The organism is Sphingobacterium deserti (assembly GCF_000757725.1).
In the GTDB taxonomy this organism is placed as follows: Bacteria; Bacteroidota; Bacteroidia; order Sphingobacteriales; family Sphingobacteriaceae; genus Sphingobacterium; species Sphingobacterium deserti.
Genome location: NZ_JJMU01000032.1, coordinates 128,990 through 149,837, shown reverse-complemented (window position 1 = coordinate 149,837; position 20,848 = coordinate 128,990). Strand labels below are relative to the sequence as shown.

The 20,848-nt window shown below is 42.0% G+C and carries 18 protein-coding genes; 12 read left to right on the top strand and 6 right to left on the bottom strand.

Translation table 11 applies throughout. The annotated features are described in order from the left end of the window. The 3 genes from DI53_RS20340 to lat form a co-directional block, all read left to right on the top strand. The coding region (locus DI53_RS20340) for a hypothetical protein (RefSeq protein ID WP_157836772.1) at positions 1-217 on the top strand (217 nt) is incomplete at its 5' end. Between the two features lie 66 nt (positions 218-283). Next, complete coding sequence (gene amaB, locus DI53_RS11120) at positions 284-1,813, top strand: L-piperidine-6-carboxylate dehydrogenase (protein WP_037499152.1); 1,530 nt, start codon at positions 284-286, stop codon at positions 1,811-1,813. Positions 1,814-1,855: 42 nt separating this feature from the next. Continuing rightward, positions 1,856-3,145: an L-lysine 6-transaminase gene (gene lat, locus DI53_RS11115; RefSeq protein ID WP_037499149.1), complete on the top strand. Its 1,290-nt coding sequence runs from the start codon at positions 1,856-1,858 to the stop codon at positions 3,143-3,145. A 97-nt stretch (positions 3,146-3,242) separates the two neighbouring features. On the opposite strand, the gene DI53_RS11110 is transcribed toward lat, so the two are convergent. The 4 genes from DI53_RS11110 to DI53_RS11095 form a co-directional block, all read right to left on the bottom strand. Then, positions 3,243-3,665 (bottom strand): energy transducer TonB, encoded by a 423-nt coding sequence (locus DI53_RS11110; protein WP_037499146.1) that lies wholly within the window; start codon positions 3,663-3,665, stop codon positions 3,243-3,245. 32 nt (positions 3,666-3,697) lie between these two features. Beyond that, the gene (locus DI53_RS11105; protein WP_037499143.1) at positions 3,698-4,681 is read right to left on the bottom strand and encodes a hypothetical protein; all 984 of its coding nucleotides are present in this window, start codon (positions 4,679-4,681) and stop codon (positions 3,698-3,700) included. Between the two features lie 86 nt (positions 4,682-4,767). Beyond that, a complete protein-coding gene (locus DI53_RS11100) occupies positions 4,768-6,879 on the bottom strand; it encodes a type IA DNA topoisomerase (RefSeq protein WP_037499141.1) in 2,112 nt (703 codons plus the stop codon). 137 nt (positions 6,880-7,016) lie between these two features. Beyond that, complete coding sequence (locus DI53_RS11095; protein ID WP_037499138.1) at positions 7,017-8,363, bottom strand: deoxyguanosinetriphosphate triphosphohydrolase; 1,347 nt, start codon at positions 8,361-8,363, stop codon at positions 7,017-7,019. 248 nt (positions 8,364-8,611) lie between these two features. Here DI53_RS11095 and DI53_RS11090 point away from each other — a divergent pair, with 248 nt between their 5' ends. Continuing rightward, positions 8,612-9,676, top strand: a complete 1,065-nt coding sequence (locus DI53_RS11090; protein WP_037499135.1) for an aldose epimerase family protein — start codon at positions 8,612-8,614, stop codon at positions 9,674-9,676. A 62-nt stretch (positions 9,677-9,738) separates the two neighbouring features. Here the strand turns inward: DI53_RS11090 and argH are convergent, their stop codons facing one another. Beyond that, on the bottom strand, positions 9,739-11,070 hold the full coding sequence (argH, locus tag DI53_RS11085) for an argininosuccinate lyase (RefSeq protein WP_037499132.1): 1,332 nt from the start codon (positions 11,068-11,070) through the stop codon (positions 9,739-9,741). Between the two features lie 556 nt (positions 11,071-11,626). Between argH and rbfA the strand changes: the two genes are divergently transcribed. From rbfA to DI53_RS11065, 4 genes are read left to right on the top strand one after another with little or no spacing between them, the layout of a single operon-like run. Then, positions 11,627-11,998 carry a 30S ribosome-binding factor RbfA gene (rbfA, locus tag DI53_RS11080; protein WP_037499129.1) on the top strand — a complete coding sequence of 124 codons (372 nt, stop codon included), beginning with the start codon at positions 11,627-11,629 and terminating at the stop codon, positions 11,996-11,998. Between the two features lie 31 nt (positions 11,999-12,029). Then, the gene (gene aat, locus DI53_RS11075) at positions 12,030-12,686 is read left to right on the top strand and encodes a leucyl/phenylalanyl-tRNA--protein transferase (protein ID WP_037499127.1); all 657 of its coding nucleotides are present in this window, start codon (positions 12,030-12,032) and stop codon (positions 12,684-12,686) included. Beyond that, complete coding sequence (locus DI53_RS11070) at positions 12,676-13,761, top strand: aminotransferase class V-fold PLP-dependent enzyme (RefSeq protein ID WP_037499125.1); 1,086 nt, start codon at positions 12,676-12,678, stop codon at positions 13,759-13,761. The genes aat and DI53_RS11070 overlap by 11 nt, the downstream gene beginning before the upstream one ends. A 9-nt stretch (positions 13,762-13,770) precedes the next feature. Continuing rightward, complete coding sequence (locus DI53_RS11065; RefSeq protein WP_037499122.1) at positions 13,771-14,424, top strand: hypothetical protein; 654 nt, start codon at positions 13,771-13,773, stop codon at positions 14,422-14,424. Positions 14,425-14,502: 78 nt separating this feature from the next. On the opposite strand, the gene DI53_RS11060 is transcribed toward DI53_RS11065, so the two are convergent. After that, positions 14,503-14,925, bottom strand: a complete 423-nt coding sequence (locus DI53_RS11060; protein WP_037499119.1) for a hypothetical protein — start codon at positions 14,923-14,925, stop codon at positions 14,503-14,505. Between the two features lie 287 nt (positions 14,926-15,212). On the opposite strand from DI53_RS11060, the gene hemA reads away from it, so the two are divergent. The 4 genes from hemA (at position 15,213) to hemL (ending at position 20,785) form a co-directional block, all read left to right on the top strand. Beyond that, positions 15,213-16,454, top strand: a complete 1,242-nt coding sequence (gene hemA, locus DI53_RS11055) for a glutamyl-tRNA reductase (RefSeq protein ID WP_037499116.1) — start codon at positions 15,213-15,215, stop codon at positions 16,452-16,454. 108 nt (positions 16,455-16,562) lie between these two features. Continuing rightward, positions 16,563-18,152, top strand: a complete 1,590-nt coding sequence (hemC, locus tag DI53_RS11050) for a hydroxymethylbilane synthase (RefSeq protein WP_037499113.1) — start codon at positions 16,563-16,565, stop codon at positions 18,150-18,152. Between the two features lie 141 nt (positions 18,153-18,293). Beyond that, positions 18,294-19,271 carry a porphobilinogen synthase gene (hemB, locus tag DI53_RS11045; RefSeq protein ID WP_037499111.1) on the top strand — a complete coding sequence of 326 codons (978 nt, stop codon included), beginning with the start codon at positions 18,294-18,296 and terminating at the stop codon, positions 19,269-19,271. A 200-nt stretch (positions 19,272-19,471) separates the two neighbouring features. Then, positions 19,472-20,785, top strand: coding sequence for a glutamate-1-semialdehyde 2,1-aminomutase (gene hemL, locus DI53_RS11040; RefSeq protein WP_037499108.1), 1,314 nt, complete (start codon positions 19,472-19,474; stop codon positions 20,783-20,785). The last annotated feature ends 63 nt before the right edge of the window (positions 20,786-20,848 follow it).

The window sequence follows — 20,848 nt, the reverse complement described above, 5'->3', positions numbered from 1 at the left end:
TTCCCCGAACCACGCAAGCACCTGTGGATCTGCGGGATATTTTTATACGCTGGCACCTGCCGGAGGGACATCTGCCGAATATGTGGACGGAAAGCAGGCAGGAAAGGTTCTCAATGGAAACTTCGTTGTTTCAGTGATGAGTATAATTTTAAGTAATTGCCCCATGCAATACGTTCCTATGGACGAAATCTACAATTTCAGAGAAATAAGTTTTTAAATAAACCTGATATTTAAAACAAAATTCTATACATTTATATATTAATCGAATAAAATAAACCATTTTATGATAGAAAAAGAATTAAAATCATTAGGTATAGCAAATATCTGCGAAGGCACCTCTACGGGAAAACATTGGTTTAGCAATGGTGAAACAATCGTTTCCACTTCACCCGTTGACGGTAAAAATAGTGGCCGTGTGTCTTGCACAGACAAAAGCGATTATGAGCGACTGGTGGCCGCTGCACGCACTGCAAAACAAGAGTGGGCTAACTTCCCTGCTCCACAGCGTGGCGAGATCGTACGTCAATTGGGTGAGAAATTGCGTCTGCATAAGAGCGCCTTAGGGAAATTGGTATCGTACGAGATGGGTAAATCTTATCAGGAAGGTCTGGGGGAAGTGCAAGAAATGATCGACATCTGTGATTTCGCCGTAGGGCTATCAAGACAACTATATGGATTTACGATGCATTCTGAGCGACCTGAACATCGTATGTATGAACAATACCATCCCCTTGGGATAGTTGGGATAATTTCCGCATTCAATTTTCCCGTGGCTGTGTGGGCTTGGAATGCTACCCTCGCACTGGTGTGTGGCAATGTTATTATATGGAAAGGGAGCGAGAAAACACCGTTATGCAGTATCGCTTGTCAGAAAATTTTAGCTGAGGTGCTAATCGAAAACAGCTTGCCTGAAGGGATTTCGTCAATCTGTACTGGAGCTGCCGATGTAGGCCGCTGGATGGCAGAAGACAATCGTATAGATCTTCTTTCTGCAACAGGTTCCACGAAAATGGGAAAACAGGTAGCCGCTTCGGTTGCTTCCCGCCTTGGAAAATCCCTTTTAGAATTAGGGGGAAATAATGCGATTATCGTTACAGCGCATGCCGACTTAAAGATGACCATAATGGCGGCAGTGTTTGGTGCAGTAGGCACTGCTGGACAGCGTTGCACAAGCACCCGAAGGCTAATTGTGCATGAAGATCTATATGCACAGGTTCGGGACGCGTTAATAGGTGCTTATCAACAGTTGAAAATCGGCAACCCTTTAAACACAACCAATCATATTGGCCCGCTCATCGATGTAGATGCTGTAAAAAATTATCTATCGGCGTTGAAAGAAATAAAAAAACAAGGCGGCAAAATATTGATTGATGGCGAGGTGCTGAAAGGCGAAGGCTACGAAAGCAATTGCTACGTGAGACCCGTCGTCGCTGAGGTGGAAAATCACTACGCCATTGTGCAAAAGGAAACCTTTGCCCCTATCCTTTATTTAATAAAATATCGTGGAGAAGTGAGCGAGGCCATAAAACTGCAAAACGAGGTAGCACAAGGACTATCATCGTCCATCATGACAAACAACCTACAAGAAGCCGAGTATTTTTTGAGCCATCGTGGCTCTGATTGCGGTATCGCCAATGTGAACATCGGAACGTCCGGAGCGGAAATTGGAGGTGCATTTGGTGGTGAAAAAGAAACAGGTGGCGGTCGTGAATCCGGCTCAGATGCTTGGAAGGCGTACATGCGGCGACAAACGAACACCATCAATTATAGCAACGCGCTGCCACTTGCACAGGGTATAAAATTTGACTTTTAAAACTTTAGCACACGTATTTCAACGACACTTAAAATTTTGCTGATGAGAGACCTCCATAAAACACTATCCAAACATATTCTGGCTGATGGCCTCCCCCTTGTTATGGACCTTGCGCATTCCCAAGGTTCTTTTTTGAAAGACATAAACGGCGACGGATACCTCGACATGTTCTCCATGTTTGCTTCCTCCGCTGTAGGCTATAACCACCCGCATATCGTCGCTCGCCAAGAAGAACTCGGGAAGTTAGCCATCAATAAGCCGGCCATGTCGGATATATATCCACAAGAGTATGCGAAGGTTTTGGAAACATTTTCCAGGGTCGCTATTCCGGATGAACTCCCCTACTGCTTTTTTATTGATGGTGGTGCATTAGCTGTCGAAAATGCATTAAAGGCTGCATTCGATTGGAAAACCCGCCTTAATATGGCGAACGGCATTACTATAGAGGCTTCACAAGTGGTTCATTTTAAACAGGCTTTTCACGGCCGATCAGGTTATACGTTATCCTTAACGAACACAGAAGACCCGAGGAAATACATGTATTTCCCAAAGTTCGACTGGCCAAGAATAATGAATCCGAAACTAAACTTCCCCCTGACGAAATCCGCTATTGAAATGGCTATCGAGAAAGAGCAGCAAGCCATAGAACAAATTGAAATAGCCATCGCGGGTGCTCCACATAAGGTTGCGTGCATTATAATAGAGCCTATTCAAGCGGAGGGCGGAGACAACCATTTCCGTAAGGAATTTTTCCACGCACTTCGCGCGATATGCGACACACATGATATCTTATTGATTATGGACGAGGTACAAACTGGCTTAGGAATGACCGGGAAAATGTGGGCATATCAACACGCGGACATCGTACCTGATCTGATTGCATTTGGAAAGAAAACACAGATATGTGGCATATTGGGCAATAAAGAAAAGTTTGATCGCGTGGAAAAGCACGTGTTTCGTGAATCCAGCCGCATCAATTCTACCTTTGGAGGAAATCTTATCGACATGGCGCGTCTTCAACTTATTTTGGAAATCATAGAAAACGAAAAGTTGGTGGCCAATGCGGAAAAGATGGGAGACTACCTACTGCAAAAGGTGTACGACTTAGAAAGGAAGAAGCACTACCTAAGTAATGCCCGTGGATTAGGACTGATGGTAGCTATAGATTTTGCCACACAAGAGCAGCGAGATGAGTTTATTATCCGTGCGATGAATAACAGATTATTGATTTTAGGTTGTGGCGAAAGGGGAATACGTTTCAGACCGCATCTGAATGTCAACAAAGGAGTCATTGATGAAGCAATCTCGCTAATAGAAAAATCGTTGCCTTGATGCCAGGCTATCCCTAAAAGTCAACAGTCCGTACGGCGTTTGAAAGGAACTCTGAGAAAAGGATGGCTAACTTGCTTCGCAGCGTTGCAAAATAGCACTACTGATCCAACAACGCGGTGATGGACTGTTTGATTCGTGTTCGCACGCCCTTACCCGCTTTTGTAGCGGGCACCCATTTAGGAGACTTGCGCATGACTCGCAAAGCTTCTTCGGCAAATTCGGGACTGATCTTACTTTTATTGGTAATATCTACATCGCAAACTTCGCCATCCTCACAAACCGTAAATTCCAGAATAGCGGTTTGACGTAAACCGTAATCTACATATGAGGTACTATCTATGCTATTAATGAGCTTGCGAACATCGAGGTTGGCTTGCACGAACTTATTCCAGCTGCCTGTACCACTTCGAAATTGAGGGTAAGTGTCAACGGAAGTTACAATAAGGCTATCGACCGGCGATTGCGCTTGCAAACCTTGTATAAATAAAGAAAGAAAAAGTAGTAGTCCCCAGCTTCTCATAATCACCTCCTGCTGTTAAAATTACGGAATAATTAAGCTTTCGCCAAATCGATATCCTCCTTGAATGTGCCGTCTGCATTCCGCAGGTAAGACATCGGATTTTCAGGATCTTTAATAATTTCAAACAAAGTAAAACCCCATGGCTTCCAAAAATTCTCCAACACCTGCCCATAGGTCTTGACCTGCCAATTGTCAAAGATAGGCTTCATGGTCCAATCGTTTAGCGGCATTGGTTCTACATAAATTTTATCTGGAGTTTCCATATAGGTATACTCAGGCAACCGGTTAAACAAGTAAGCAGAATAGAAATACCGTGCGCAAATTTCTTCAAACTGGATGGGGTGTAAGCGCTGTCCGGCTACGGCTTTCAGGACGTCCTCATGATATACGGCGTGCGTTCCATTGTCCTGCAGGGTTGCTATTAAAGCGAAATCGTTCATCCTAAAGGAAAAAATCAGGGTATTGATTTCATCGCGATAATTGAAATGTGTTTCTGGGTTATCTACCGGCAACACTAAAACGGAAAAGGGATTCCGATTTTCAAATTCCATTCCTACACGAAGGGATTGCAACATGCTGTGTAGGTTACGAAATTTGTGTACTAGCGCTTGGGAAAAGTTCATCGGTTCGCCACTTAACATCGCTTGGCGAACGCCAGATTGTATTTCGTTAAATACGACACCATATAAGATCTTAGCCACCCATTGAAAAAGCGTAACTTCAGGAAGGCCTTTTACTGCCTCATAGCCTTGCTCCATCGCTTCCTCAACTGTTGACTCTAAATTTTCAAACAATCCAGCCGTGTCAGCAGAGCAAGGTAGCTTCAACGACTTATAATTGACAATATTCTCATCTAACATACGGAAAGGTTTTTCTTCCAAATCGAACTTCCTCATCATCCACAGCGGAAAGACTTGGATCTGCTCGTCGCGCGAGGTCAATACTTCGCCGGAAAGAAAGCAGGTATCGTCATCAAATTTAAAATCTAAGAAGGGATTGTAGAGTCTTGAAGCCATAGATGGCAAATATATTGGTTTTCGAAAGTGATTGTGTTTGTTAGAGGTCAATTTTACGAACCTATTGCAGCCCCCATGTTATTTGTTTATCCGACAATCACTTTAAAGTCTTGTAAAACTAACACTCCCTCACTAAGCTGTCCCTCTTTGTTTCGCACTCCCTTTAAAGCGCTCGTTTTACCCTTTTCCAATAAGTTTTTCATTTCCTTCTCCTCCAAGAAAGCGCCGTGTAACGTACGCCATATCTTAAAATCGCAGCCCCGCGCATAATGATCGCATTGCGCAACCTTTTCATACAATTGAATATTACCGGCATCGCATTTCGGACATTTTATCTTCCCTTTTTGCAGCGGTTTTATTTCTTCTTGCTGAATGGCAACCCGCAGGGTAAGCAACTCTTTCGTAATTTTCACGGTGTAGTCCTTGATGTGTTTCATAAAGACATCATACGAAACTTTATTAGCCCGCATCTCTTCCAGCTTTTGCTCCCATTTTCCGGTGAGCGTCACCTTTGCTATCGAGCGGTCTTTTACGAGCTGATACACTGCCAATCCCTTCTCGGTAGGTATAAGCTTTTTCTTATCACGCTTGATGTAATCCCGCTGAAATAGGGTTTCGATCGTTGCTGCACGGGTTGCGGGCGTTCCTAAACCACAGTCTTTCATCGCTTGGCGCATCTCCTCGTCCTCAATTTCCTTGCCTGATGTTTCCATCGCCTTTAACAAGGAAGCCTCCGTGTGAATAGGTCTCGCTTTTGTATGACGTTCAGCAAGTTCTAAGCTAAGAATTTCAAGCAGCTCCTCAGCGAGCAATTTCGGTAATTGCGCATTTTCGTTGTCCTGATCGTCGGTATTTTTATCGTCGTCTGGCAACTCGACCTGATCTGGCGAAAGACGCCAACCATATTGTCGGATAACGGTACCTTTTGCAATAAGCTCTACGCCATGGGCATCTATTATCACGGTAGTAATATCTTTCAAGCATACTTCCGAAAAACTTTCGACCATCCGCTTTGCAATCATATTGTAGATATTTTGCTGATCCTTGGGCATCGGGCCGGGCTTTTCATCCGTCACCAACAAAGCATGGTGATCTGTAACCTTCTTATCGTCGACGGAGCGCTTATTTAATTTGGCTCCTATTAAATTTCTACTGATCGCAGCTATACTTTCCTCTGCGGTGTCTGCTAAGTGTTTAAAAAGGTCTTCAATACCCTCGAAAACGTCTTCACCTATATAGCGGGAACCTGTACGAGGGTAAGTAATTACCTTTTTTTCGTAAAGTGTTTGGGCAATGCTCAATGTCTGATCAGCGGAATAACCGTATTTCTTATTGGCGTCCTGCTGCAACGATGTAAGATCGAAAAGAAGTGGAGGCGGTTCCTTCGTTTCTTTCGCTTCTACTTTTACAACCTTGGCTTCCGATCCTACGGTAATCTTGGCGATCGCTTGTTCAGCATCTTCTTTTTTATCTATTTTATTGGATGTGGCTTTAAACTTGATGTTGTCTTTCTCAAATCCCGCCTGTATCTTGTAAAAGGCCTGAGCTTTAAAGCCCTTATTTTCCAAGTAACGTGCGCAAATCATAGCCAAAGTCGGTGTTTGTACACGCCCCAAAGAGAGCAATCCTTTATTACCGGCTGCAAGGGTCAAAGCTTGAGTCGCGTTGATACCGATCAGCCAATCAGATTCTGATCTTGATCGGGCGGACATATAGAGGCTGTCGTATTCTGTTCCTTCTTTTAGGTTGGCAAAACCTTCTTTAATCGCCTTATCCGTCTGCGAAGATATCCACAAACGCTTAAACGGCACTTTTGAATTTAAAAAGTAGTATATATTCCGAAAGATAAGCTCTCCTTCTCGTCCGGCATCTGTCGCAACTATAATCTCTTCTGCCCCTTCTAACAGTTGTTTTATCGTGTTTAATTGCTTGACGGCACCTGCATCATCCATTTGCTTGCCGTCTCTTTTTACTTTCTTTGCTTCTAATTGAAATGTGGTAGGAACAATAGGCAGGTTAGAAACTGACCATGTGGCGTAACCGTAAGCCTGCGGCGTACATAGCTGTACCAAATGTCCAAATGCATAGGTGAACGCAAAACCATTTCCTGCGATATAGCCGTCTTTCACTTCCTTTGCACCCATCACACGAGCCAAATCTCTTGCTACAGAGGGTTTTTCAGCAATCACAACTTTCATTGAAAAGTAAAAATTAAAAAGTAAAAAGTCAAGAAGTTAAAAGTCAAAAGTTAGAAGTCAAAAAATTGAAATTTGATGGTTGAAATTTCCTTCTTCATTTTCAAATAACACGCACAGATAACCCCTAATTCACATCATCAATCTAATGTGGGTATCGAGATGCCTTTGATCTTGCGGTATAGATCAATGGCGTATACATCGGTCATTCCTGAAACGAAGTCCAGCACAGCTCTAATCTTTCCATAGGCATCTGTCCTATCTGTATGAAATTGCTCCGGAATCATAGCTACCAACTTACGGTCAAACATAGTTTTATTTGATTTTAAATACGCAGGCACAAACTCTTCTAACAACGCATTCATAACTTTGTAACCTGCTATTTCTATTTGCACGACGGTAGGCGCATTGTATATATTTGCTACGGATATTTTGGATATTTTCTTCATCTGCTCCACAATAGGTGCATCTAACGCATCCATTAAGGCGCTTTCAAAGGTACCAGCTAAGAATTTATCCTGATTTTTAACGAACACTTCCGCGCACGCATTGATAAGGGTGTTTATAGCCTTCGCACGAAGGAGCTCAACTTTGCTACCGGTATCGGTCAACCCTTCTAGACGCGCCTGAAGACTTTCGCCTCCGCACAACGGCAGTAATAACTCTTCTACTTCTTTATACGACAATATTTTCAGGTGGTGGGCATCTTCCAAGTCGATAATATTATAGCATATATCATCTGCGGCTTCCACTAAGTATACAAGTGGATGGCGAAGATACCCTTGCGGATTTGTCGGATCTTTTTCTAGCCCCAATTCTGCAGCTATTTGCGCGAAGCTTTTCGCTTCACACTCAAAAAAGCCATATTTTTTTCGGTGGTGGTTTCCACTTACATGGCCATCGATGGCTGCGCATGGATATTTAACAATAGATGCTAGTGTAGAATAGGTGAGCGCGTAGCCTTTTTTATCCTTCCCGTTGAATGGATGTGTAAGGATGCGCAAAGCATTGGCATTTCCTTCAAAATGGATCAAATCTGCCCATTCTTTCGATGATACCTGTTCTTTGTACTTACTGCCAGCGCCCTCCGTAAAATAGGATGAAATAGCAGCTTCTCCTGAATGGCCGAAAGCTGGATTTCCCAAGTCATGCGAAAGACATGCCGATGAAATGATGTTGCCAACTTCTTGAAGAAAAGGGCATGCTTCATCAATATCAGGATTTTCCTTCTTCATCAGGTTGTAGAAAAGTCTGCCTAACGATCTTCCGACGCTGGCTACCTCCAGGCTGTGGGTAAGCCTATTATGAACAAAGACGGCGCCCGGAAGCGGAAACACCTGCGTTTTATTTTGTAGTCTTCTAAACGGTGATGAAAAAATCAACCGGTCATAATCGCGCTGAAATTCCGATCGCGCATCAAGATGGTCATTAACATCACGATCTTCGTAACCCCATCGCTTTGCTGAAAGCAACTGTTTCCAATTCATCTAAAATGTATGTTTTGCTTTGCAGCAAATATAAGGTTTCTACCATTCCGGCAAGGAAAATAAATTTCAACGTGCCTAGATGTGTCCCCATGCTGATGCGTAATTTACTGACGCAAAGTCTATCAATCATTTAATAAATACGTAAAAGAAAGATGTTTAAAACCTATAATGCGAAAAGACTTTTGGCGGTTTCGCTTCGTCGTATCGGCAGTATTGCGTATTTTTATGGAAAATCTACGCATTAAAACATGACATATACACTTCCAGATCCCGCAGGATTCGAACATAAAATTGAGCATAAAAACACACATCTTGTGGTTTTGAAAAACCGCTCGGGCATGCAGGTAGCCTTTACAGACTATGGGGCACGTATTGTGAGCGTATTAGTTCCAGATAAGTTTGGTGATCTCCGAGATGTAGTATTGGGTTTTAACAGTATACAAGAGTACATCGATGCTGATGAGCAGTACCATGGCGCTACCATCGGCCGTTATGCAAACCGAATTGCAAACGGTAAATTTACAATTGGTAACGAAAGCTATACGCTCGATCAAAACAACGGCCGGAATTGCTTGCACGGTGGCCCCACAGGCTTTCATACGAAGGTATGGGACAGACAAGTGTCTTTTACAAACAAAATAGATTTCTATTATGTGTCAAAAGATGGTGAAGAGGGTTTTCCTGGCAACCTCAAGGTATGCGTGTCTTATGAACTTACTGAGGACAATGAAATTATCATAAGCTATAAAGCAGAAACAGATAAAGAAACGGTAGTCAACCTGACTAATCACGCTTATTTTAATTTAGATGGCGAAGGCCATAGCGATATATTACAGCATTGGGTAACGATTCCAGCCGATAACTTTATCCCTATCAATGAATATCAGATTCCGGAAGGTGAAGAAATGCCTGTCGATGGTACAGCTTTCGATTTTCGCAGTGCAAAGCAAGTTATAACCGATATCAATGGAGATGAAACACAACTGGCTCATGGCAATGGCTATGACCATAGTTTTGTAAATAGCCAACCTTTTTCACTTCCCGCAGCATCAGCCTATGCCACGTCGTCAGGCATCAAACTTGATGTTTTCACCACAGAACCCGCGGTTCAGTTTTACACGGGCAATTTCTTAACCGGTACAGATAAAGGAAAATCTGGTGGAACGTATTTTTCACGCACTGCATTTTGCTTTGAAACACAACATTATCCTGACAGTCCTAACCAGTCTACGTTCCCAAGTACTATCTTGAATCCGGGCGAGGTTTTCGAATCAAAAACCATTTATCGGTTTTCTATTCAAAAGGGTCTATAAATACAATGCCCCGAAAAAGCTAATCACTTTCTTGGGGCATTTTCGTCAATTTGTTAATCATTTTACTGCAACAGCGAAGCTAAGGCCTGATGTACCTTTTCAAAATGAAAGGAGTTTTTGGCTTCTCCGAACATGCGTCTGATTTCATCATTACAGAGATTACCAATACTTCCTTCGTGTGTATGACGCACCTCTTTTGATGGTTGGAATGTTCCTTCATCAATAGCCAAACCAATGTTTCGGTAAGCCTCACGAAATGGCACGCCACGAAGGACTTCGTTGTTTACCACTTCCACACTAAACAAATAATCATATTTTGGATCTTGCAGTATATCTTCCTTTACCGAGATATGATCCAACATGAAGCTGGCAATCTTTAAGCAATCACTTAAAGACTGGAATGCAGGAAATAGGTTTTCTTTGAGGAGCTGAAGATCACGGTGGTAACCAGATGGTAAATTTGTGGTCATCAATGCAATTTCATTAGGCAAGGCCTGAATTTTGTTGCAGCGAGAGCGAATCAATTCAAATACATCGGGATTTTTCTTATGTGGCATAATGCTCGACCCTGTTGTAAGATGTGCAGGAAAAGATATAAATCCGAAATTTTGATTGATAAACAAACAAACATCCATAGCAAATTTAGCCAACGTTGCGGCAATGGCGCTCATGCCTTGCGCAATAATACGCTCCGTCTTGCCTCGTCCCATTTGTGCGTAGACGACATTGTAATTTAGGTCGTCAAAGCCTAGAAGCTCGGTCGTCATGGTTCTATTCAGCGGAAACGAGGATCCATAACCTGCGGCAGATCCTAATGGATTTTTATTGCAAACTTTCCAGGCCGCCTTAAGTAGCTCCAAATCATCAACCAAGCTTTCTGCATATGCGCCAAACCACAAGCCGAAGGAAGATGGCATCGCGATTTGCAAATGGGTATACCCTGGGATCAAAACAGATTTGTGCTTTTCACTCAAGCCAACCAATGTGTTAAAGAGCCCTTCCACATCATGAACGAGGTTTTCAATTTCTGAACGGAAATAGAGTTTCAGATCAACCAGCACTTGGTCGTTTCGCGAACGGCCTGAGTGAATTTTCTTTCCTGCTTCACCAATGCGCGCTGTTAACAACATTTCTACTTGCGAATGTACATCCTCTACCGATTCCTCGATTGTAAATTGCTTATTGGCAATCTCATTATAGATAGTTTTAAGCTCTTTTTGCAATATAGTCAAATCATCATCAGCCAACAGGCCAATGCTATTCAACATCTGGGTATGAGCTAGTGAGCCCAGTACATCAGCTGCAGCTAACTGCATATCCATTTCACGGTCGTTACCTACGGTGAAAGTTTCAACAAACTTATCTACATCTATATTTTTTTGCCAAATTTTCATTTGCTCTCTTTACTATATATCCTAAAAATGCCACTCATACAAGTATTGCATGAGTTATGTGGTTCCAAATTTACTATTCTTTGTGGATAATAACAGCGCATTGTTTTACATAAGTGAGATAAACATCTGCAACAGCATTCTTTGCCCTCCAGAAGACGTAAATACGATTTACAAGCATGAATTCCCTTCTTTTTGAAAAGGAATAAATAGTGTAAAAAAGTGACCACTCACTTTATTTTAAAAAAAGTCTTTGCACGGATAGTTTATATCCCTATGTTTGTAGAAGTAAAGGGGAAATGAAAGAAACAGAAATAGAGATAGTGAGTTGATACTTACACTTTATTACCCAGGAGTAAACAAACTAAATTTGATAGACGAAGGTCTGAAATCTTGAAAAAATACAGCTAACCATTTATAAACTAATTTTGTTCTGAAAGCGTATCTCGACCTGTGATACGCTTTTCTTTTGATACTATAGTCAGCTTAAATTGTTACCTTTGTAAGAGGTAACCGTTTTGCTTATTTACATTTAACGGTAAACGAAAAATAACATGATATGGGAACAGAAAGCAAAAGACAACAACGATTTGCTGGCGTCATCCAGCAGGATCTCGCCGAGCTTTTTCAGCGAGAGGGGAATAGCTGGGCTCCGGGCGCTTTTATAACCGTCACGCGGGTTCGTGTTACACCTGATTTAGCAATAGCGCGTGTTTATTTAAGTTTTTTGAACACGAAAACAGCAAAGGATGACCTTGCTCATATCCAATCTAAGACTACGGAAATACGTTATAAATTGGGCACTCGCATTAAAAATCAGGCTCGGATAGTTCCGCAATTGGAATTTTTCTTAGATGACACCAACGAATACGTAGAGCACATGGATAAATTATTTGAAGAAATAAGTAAAGAACCTAGACAACCAGATTAAGCATCTGGTTTTTTTTGCTATACATTTGAGTATGCCCTATCGATTAGGTAACGAAATTACTTTCCCGCATCCATCACTTGCTGATGAGGATGGATTGCTTGCCGTCGGCGGCGACTTGTCGACAGACCGTCTTCTCTTGGCTTATGCACATGGCATTTTCCCTTGGTATTCGGACGATACGCCCATACTATGGTATGCGCCGCCGGAGCGCTTTGTCCTTCACCCGAAAGAGATAAAAATCAGTAAAAGCATGCGGCAGTTTATGCGCAACAGTGGTTTGATCGTAAAGCACAATTCTGCATTTGCCAATGTTATCGCACAGTGCGCCGCTACTCCGCGTGCAGATCAAGACGGCACTTGGATTACTAACGACATGCAACAGGCATACCTTAAGCTCCACGAGCTCGGCTATGCACACAGCATGGAAGTCTACAATCGGGAAAGTACGTTAGTGGGAGGATTATATGGTATTCAAATAGGACGTGTATTTTGTGGAGAAAGTATGTTTTCACATGTTTCTAACGCTTCGAAAATGGCGTTGATCTATTTGTGCACACATTTTGATTTCGAGCTCATTGATTGCCAAGTCTATTCCGAACATCTTTCTTCTTTAGGCGCGTCATTTATGTCAAGCGATTCCTATTATAACTTATTACAGCAACAACATTTTGCAGCGCATGCACTATAAGCAACATTTTGATATCCCGCCGGCAATAACCTATTTAAACACGCCTGGAAATGGCTTGGTTCCGAGAAGCGTGCATGATTGGCGTGCGCAAAGGGAGGAAGATTTTTTTGAGCCAAGTAGTTTGCTTAGAGACCAACAAGGGGAGCTCATCCAATCCGTGCGTGAGATTATAGGAAACACTTTCGATGCAAATAGCCAGCAAGTTTTCTGTACGCCGAATTTCTCTTTTGGCTACAGCACCTTATTGGATAGATTGCCTGCGGATATGAAGTTTCTTCTCTTGGACGAGGACTACCCATCGCTAAACTACCCTGTAGTAAATAGACGCTTTGCGCACCAGAAAGTTGCTATCGACCAAAACTTGGAAGCAAACATATGGCAAGCTTTTAAACAGTTCAAGCCTGATGTATTTGTATTGAGCATTGTCCAATATGTAAGCGGCATTAAAATCGACTTGAATTTCATAAAGGAACTAAAGCATGCATTTCCTAACGTTTATATTATCGGCGATGGCACGCAGTATCTGGGAACAGAACCCTTTTCCTTTCATACGTCTGGTTTTGATGCCATTGGCGGAAGCGGTTACAAGTGGCTTATGTCAGGCTTTGGGAATGGTTTTCTTATGCTCAGTGATCATTTTATGAATTATCTTCACAAAGATATAAATCAAATCCCTCGACCTCAAGAAGCCATGTGGGAACAGAAATCGATCGTGCAGACATTTTTTGAACCTGGCCATCAGGACACATTAAGCCACGGAACATTAGGGCAATCGTTGTGCTTTTTGGAGCGGTTGGGTTTGGACAAAGTGCGGGAGCATGTGGAGACGCTTTCACGCATAGCGCACGAAGAACTAGCCGCACGGAATTTATTGTTGGCTGACGTATCTGCCCGCACCATTCGTTCAGGTTTAATTAATATTCAGGTTTCGCAAACGTGTTACCAACCACTGATGGATGCTGGAATTATGTGCTTTCCGCGTGGGAGCGGAATTCGGATAGGCTTACATTTGTATAATACAGAAGAAGATATACAGTGCTTGCTGGAACATATTGACGGTTTTAAAAATAAGTAGCCATATAAAATGAAGTATAAAATAGGAGATCTAGTTCGTTTCGTAGACGAACCTATAGAAGGGCATATCACTTCCTTTCAGAAAAATGATGTCGTTGGCGTGACCGACGAATCTGGATTTGAAATACCCGTATTAATAAGTAAAATTACATTGGTACATGGGAACATGCGCCATGTGGATGACGAAGAAATCGCTACCACATCGACGGCACACACAAACCTGCCGTTCGTGGAACAGGGCATATTTCTGGGAGTTGACGGCGAACAACGCGATGGGTTAGCAAAGTTTTTTATTATCAACCATACATCATTCGAATTATTAGTTTCAATAAGTGAAACAAATGGTAACAAAGTGACTGGGCTATTCGCTGAAAAGGTTCCCCGGCAAGATTTCGTACAGTTCTACACGGCAAATTTTAGCAATGTAGGCAAATGGCCAAATTTTCATGTACAGATCGTTAGACATAGTATGCAAGCTCAGGTAGCAAAAGCTCCAATCTTGAAGGAGTTTCGCGTGAAACCCTTGGATTTGATTCAATCGAAGGATAGTGACGAGATCATGGATGCGAAAATTTGGCGCTTTGAATTGGATAAACCTGAAGAAAACATTGGACTGGATAAATTGAAAGATCATTTTATTAGTCATCGCCCAAACAAACGCTAGTAGAAATAATAGCTTATAGGCGAGGTTTGCAAAAAAACGCCTCTGTTTTCGTAAAAACCTCGCCTTATAAGGAATTAGCTAGGCTTGCTCATCAATTTCGGGCTCTGCAGCTACCCTGTTTGCTTTCACGCTCAATAAGATAATAAACGCGCCAACAAACAAAGCAATCCACCCCCACTTCAGATGCAATGTTTGGGATAACAAGCCATCTACGAACTTCATTCCGAAATAATTATTGATTTTGAAGTATACGGCCAAAAAGCCGATAACACACCAACCTAGAAACAGTCTACTGGATAAACGATAAAAGCTAACTTTACGTAAAAAGAACGCTAATACACATAGCGCCAATAGCCCGTAAGTGACAAAGAATAAAATCACATCAGTTTGGTATAAATTCCAATTTCCTTTAACAGGCACTTTTAAAAAAGGGAGGAAGACAGGGGCTATTGCCGAAATGAAGATGCCCGTTAACGCCATCGGTTTTCTTAGGATATACATATGTTCAAATTTGAATACAAAGATTTGGAATTATCTGCCTACTTTTAGAAGGTTTCTACGAAAAGTTTAAAAAAAAATGTAGCACGTCTCACATATTTCGTAATTCAAAAATGACTATCATCATCCCAAACGCTCCAAATATTCATAAAGCGCTACTAGAAAGATACTTAACAAAATTTTAACATTATTTAAAATCATTCTAAATTCTCCGTATTGACAGATTTTTGACAGAAAACCTTTTGCTTTAATCTACATTTGCAGGGAGAAAAAATAGAGCAAGATAGGCTTTGAAGAATTTAAAAGTTATAGCATTTACCCACAAGCATGTCGAATTAAAAGACTTGGGCAATTTGGTGATCTGCAACGAAGAGTTGGAAGAGCGTCTGATTAACCTAAAGAACACCCTCGATATTCCGGAGATTTTTTACATTGCGACGTGTAATCGTGTGGAATTTGTTTTTTCTGGTGCACATGAACTCAATGATGATTTTATTGCAGATTTCATGCACAGGATGAACTTTTGTGTTCCAAGCGAGCGGCTTCAGTGCTATCTTGGTCAGGTAACCCGCTATTCTGGTATGGATGCACTAACGCATTTATTCCGGATGTCCTGTTCGCTGGAAAGCCTGGTAGTAGGCGAAAAAGAAATATTAGCTCAAGTACGTCGTGCTTACGAGAGATGCCGGGAGGCAGGTTTTACAGGGGATTATCTACGCCTTGTTATGGATCGTTTAGTGAAAACTGCTAAGGAAGTTTATACATACACGAATATTTCTCGAAACCCTATCTCAGTTGTTTCATTAGCTTATCGTAAGCTTAAAGAAGTAAAATTAGCCCAAAACCCGCGTATTTTGGTTATTGGCTCCGGCGAAACCAACCAAAACTTGGCTAAATATTTAAAAAAACATCAGCACTCTAATTTTGTTGTATTCAATCGTACACTGAAGAATGCTCAAAAATTAGCCGTTGAGTTAAATGCAGAAGCCTATCCTTTGTCCGAGTTAGGAAAGTATAAAAAGGGATTTGATGTCATGATTGTGTGTACCGGCTCTCCTGAAGCAATTATCGATACAAACTTATACCAATCGTTATTGAATGGCGAAACGGATAAAAAGGTGATCGTAGATCTTGCGGTGCCTAATAATGTCGAAGCAGAAGTTGTCGCTTCTTTCCCCATGCACTACATCGAGGTTAGCAGTTTGCAAGCTATTGCAGAAAAAAACAAACAAGACCGTTATAACGAACTGGATAGTGCAGACGCAATTATCCAGCAAAATATACGGGAATTTCTACCGGTTATCAAACAACGTAGAGTGGAAGTCGCTATGCGTGAAGTTCCTGAAAAAATAAAGGAAATTAAATCCTTTGCACTAAATGAGGTTTTTGCTCAAGATGTGCAAAACCTGGACCCGCAAGCTCGCGAGGTGTTAGAGAAAGTCATCAATTACATGGAGAAAAAATACATCAAAGTACCTATGTTGATGGCGAAAGAAATTTTAGTCAAAAATTCCCAATCTGAAGTTAATTAACGCGTTTCAGCTATTTTGAAATGTAGCCTTATTCTGACATTGGAAGTCGGGATTATATGACTATTTGGTTAACTTTGTACGCATTTTCAACATACAAAAGTATCAAGAGTGAATAGGAAACTTATAATTGGAACCCGGGGTAGTCAGCTCGCATTATGGCAAGCCAATCACGTTAAAGCCCGTCTTTCCGAAATCGGCGTGGAATCTGAACTAAAGATAATCAAAACACAAGGTGATATTATTCAACATTTGCGTTTAGACAAACTGGAAGGTAAGGGTTTTTTCACAAAGGAATTAGAGGAAGAATTATTATCAAGCCAAATAGACCTCGCTGTTCACTCGCATAAAGATCTGCCTACAGTAAACCCTCCGGGACTCATCATTGCCTCTGTTTCGGAACGTGAGGATCCTGCCGAGTTAATCATCATCCATAAAGACTGCGTTGACCTTAAGAAAAGGTTGTCTCTAAAACACAACGCTACAGTAGGTACATCATCTAACCGAAGAAAAGCGCAGTTTCTTTCTTTGCGGCCTGATTTGGAGTTTACGGACTTGCGCGGCAACTTACAAACACGTATCCAAAAACTAAGAGATGAGCAATATGACGCCATCGTTTTAGCGAAAGCTGGCGTCATGCGAATAGATATGGATCTTTCTGATTTTCATATTGAAGAAGTTGCACCTATCGAGGTCGTTCCAGCGCCTGCGCAAGGTGTATTAGCCATACAGATCCGCGAATCTGATGGCGAACTCTTCGAATTATTACAACAAATTAATGATGGCGAAGTAGCACGAACGATTGCTGTGGAACGCAAAGTGCTCAACCTCTTTGATGGAGGGTGCCATGCTCCACTTGGCTGCTATTGCCGCGCTACAGAAAACGGAAAGTATGAGGCGTGGACATCTATAGCAGAAGACAACGAAGACTTCCCGGATCGTCTATATTACCAATCAGCATCTACCGAAGGAATGGCGGAACACATTTTCTCGAAGTTCCAAAAAGATAGAAAAATGCCTTCCAGCGTTTTTATTACAAGAGATCTGGATGAAAACTCGTACCTCGGCCGCTATCTGGCAAAACATAAAGTCCAAATTGATGCCCGTTCATTGTTAAGAATATACCCCACCATTAATAAGCTTGATTCATTTATTTTAAAGCGTGCCGATTGGATATTTTTCAATAGCAAAAATGCCATCGATCATTTCTTTAAATTGGAACCCGTAATACTCAAGCGGACGAAACTCGCTGTATTAGGACGAGGATCGGAAGATGCATTGCGCAAATATGACCGCGTGGCAGACTTCTCCGGAGACAACCTTGGCATAAAAACTGAGGATATAGCGAAGGAATTTGCGAGACTCGTAGCCGGCCAAACGGTGTTTATTCCTCGGGCAAAAGATTCGTTAATGTCTATACAAAATGCGTTAACGCCTGAAACGAAAGTTATTGACATGCCTATCTACGAAACAGTCTTGGAAGAAAATGTAGATAAATCCAATGCTGATGTACTGATATTTACAAGCCCTAGCAATGTGGAAGCTTATTTTCGGGAGAATTTAGTCGACCCGGGACAGCAGATCATTTGCATTGGCTATTCTACCGCCAAAAGTATTGAGGCTATGGGCTTATCCTATACGCTACCCTTTACTCCCGATGAAATTGGATTATCGGAAGCAATCTTTGGTTTAAATTATTAATATCATAGGCTGCTGTCTAAAGAAATACCGAAAAATGCAGGAAAACATGTTAACAGTTGAAGGAGGCCTCGTTCCTTCTTATCGCATTTAAATGTAAGCTTGTGCTTTAGGCTGCTCCCTTTACTTCTAATACATAAAGATATGTTACAACGCCCTCGAAGAAATAGAAAATCAGCAGTTATCAGGGATATGGTTCAAGAGAATCATATTTCAGCAGCAAATTTGATCTTCCCTTTATTCATCGTAGATGGACAAGGACAAAAGACAGAAGTTTCCTCCATGCCGGGCATATTCCGGTATTCTGTGGACAACCTACTGCGTGAGGTCGAAAGCTGTCTGAAGCTAGGTTTAAACGCTTTTGATCTTTTTCCCAATATCGAAGATTCGCTGAAAGATAAGTTTGCTACGGTGAGCTACAAAAAGGGAAGCCTTTACCTACGTGCCATCGAAGAAGTAAAAAAGAATTTTCCGGAAGCTTGCGTCGTAACAGATGTCGCAATGGATCCCTACAGCTCAGACGGCCATGACGGGCTAGTGGAAAACGGTGAAATCCTGAACGATGAAACCTTAGAGATTCTAGGAAAAATGGCCTTGGCACATGCTGAAGCTGGCGCAGATATTATCGCTCCTTCCGATATGATGGACGGCCGCATCGGCTACATCAGGGAGCTTCTTGATACGCATGGTTTCAAACATGTTTCGCTAATGTCTTACACTGCAAAATATGCTTCTGCATTCTACGGACCTTTCCGCGATGCATTAAACTCAGCGCCGAAAGCAGGCGATAAAAAGAGCTACCAAATGAACCCCGCCAATACAAGAGAGGCGTTGATAGAGGCACAACTAGATATGCAGGAAGGTGCAGACTTCCTTATGGTAAAACCTGGCCTACCCTATCTGGATATTGTGAAACTACTACATGACAACTTCGATCTTCCTATCGCTGTTTACAACGTTTCTGGAGAATACGCTATGTTAAAAGCTGCCACACAAAAAGGTTGGCTGAATGAAGAACGTTCGATAATGGAAACGCTGCTAAGCTTTCGGCGCGCAGGCGCCTCATCCATCCTTACCTATCACGCTAAAGAAGTATTGGAAAAAGGTTGGTTAAAAGCATAGCTTAACCGATCAAATTAATCGGTGGTGAGCCACCGATTAATTTGATAAATGCTGAATTAAGCATGCGCTATCGCATTACGACCTAAAAACCCAACTTTCTACGCTTTAAAATCATCGGAATAAAACCAAGCGAATACTGACCTAAAGATGAAGGTCTATTTCTATAAATTGGATAACTTAGTCATCTAATTCTACTAACAATGACAGAACAATATCAAGATATATCAAGAATAAAATCAGCGGAACTATTTGAAAAAGCGAAGCAATTTTTCCCCGGCGGTGTAAATTCACCGGTGCGCGCATTCAAATCTGTTTATGGTACCCCGCTATTTATCGAGCGTGGCGACAAAGCTCATTTATGGGACGCCGATGGCAATGAATTCATCGACTACTGTTGCTCATGGGGTCCGCTAATTCTTGGGCACAACAATGCAGACATTAGAAATGCCGTTGCTGGACAGCTTGATAAGGGCCTGAGCTTTGGAGCGCCCACGCAGTTAGAAAACGAGTTAGCCGAACTTATCTTGAGCAACAATACTTACATTGAAAAGATTCGCTTTGTGAGCTCTGGAACGGAAGCCGTAATGTCTGCCATACGTTTAGCCAGAGGTTATACCAAAAGAGATAAGATCGTTAAGTTCGAAGGTTGTTATCATGGGCACTCGGACTCTCTGCTCGTGAAAGCGGGGTCGGGCCTGGTTACCTTTGGTGAAACTTCATCCGCTGGTGTGCCAAAGGCCTTCGCTGACGAAACAATCGTTATTGCTCTAAATGATACACAAGCTTTAGAGGAAGTTTTTGCAACGTTCAAAGATCAAATCGCGGCCGTTATCATTGAGGGAGTTCCGGCGAATAACGGTTTGCTAATTCAAGATCATGATTATATCAACTTCTTAAGAAGGATCACACAGGAACAGGGTACGCTTCTTATTTTTGATGAGGTAATTACAGGATTTCGTCTTGGCTTTCAAGGCGCCGCGCATTATTATGGCGTGCAACCAGATATTATTACGTATGGCAAAATTATCGGCGGTGGCATGCCTGTTGGTGCTTATGGTGCATCGCACGAATTAATGGGCTATATCTCTCCTGACGGGGGGGTATATCAAGCTGGAACGCTCTCCGGAAATCCGGTGGCGATGGCAGCCGGAATTGCTACATTGCGTCAGCTGGCCGCTCCTGGCTTTTACGAAAAACAGGAAAAAACAACCGCAGCATTTGTCGATACCCTTCGCTCTTATATCGCTGAAAAAGAATACGAAGTGAAAATCTTTACCATCGGTTCGATATTTTGGTTTGCTTTCACTGCGCAGGAGTCGATCAAGCGAGCTGATGAGATCGATCCACAATCCATGGAAAAGTATAAAGTTATGCATCGTTCGCTACTGAACCAAGGTATCTATTTTGGCCCATCCGGCTACGAAGTAGGATTCATTTCTAGCGCCCATACGGAAACAGACTTAGAACAGACAATTATTGCTATAAAAGCTGCTCTCGATATTGTGTTTCAATAAAAACCTTTTTGCTTTCGGTTTGTTAAATATCAGGTAAACAAATTCAATCATTTAAATCCAACG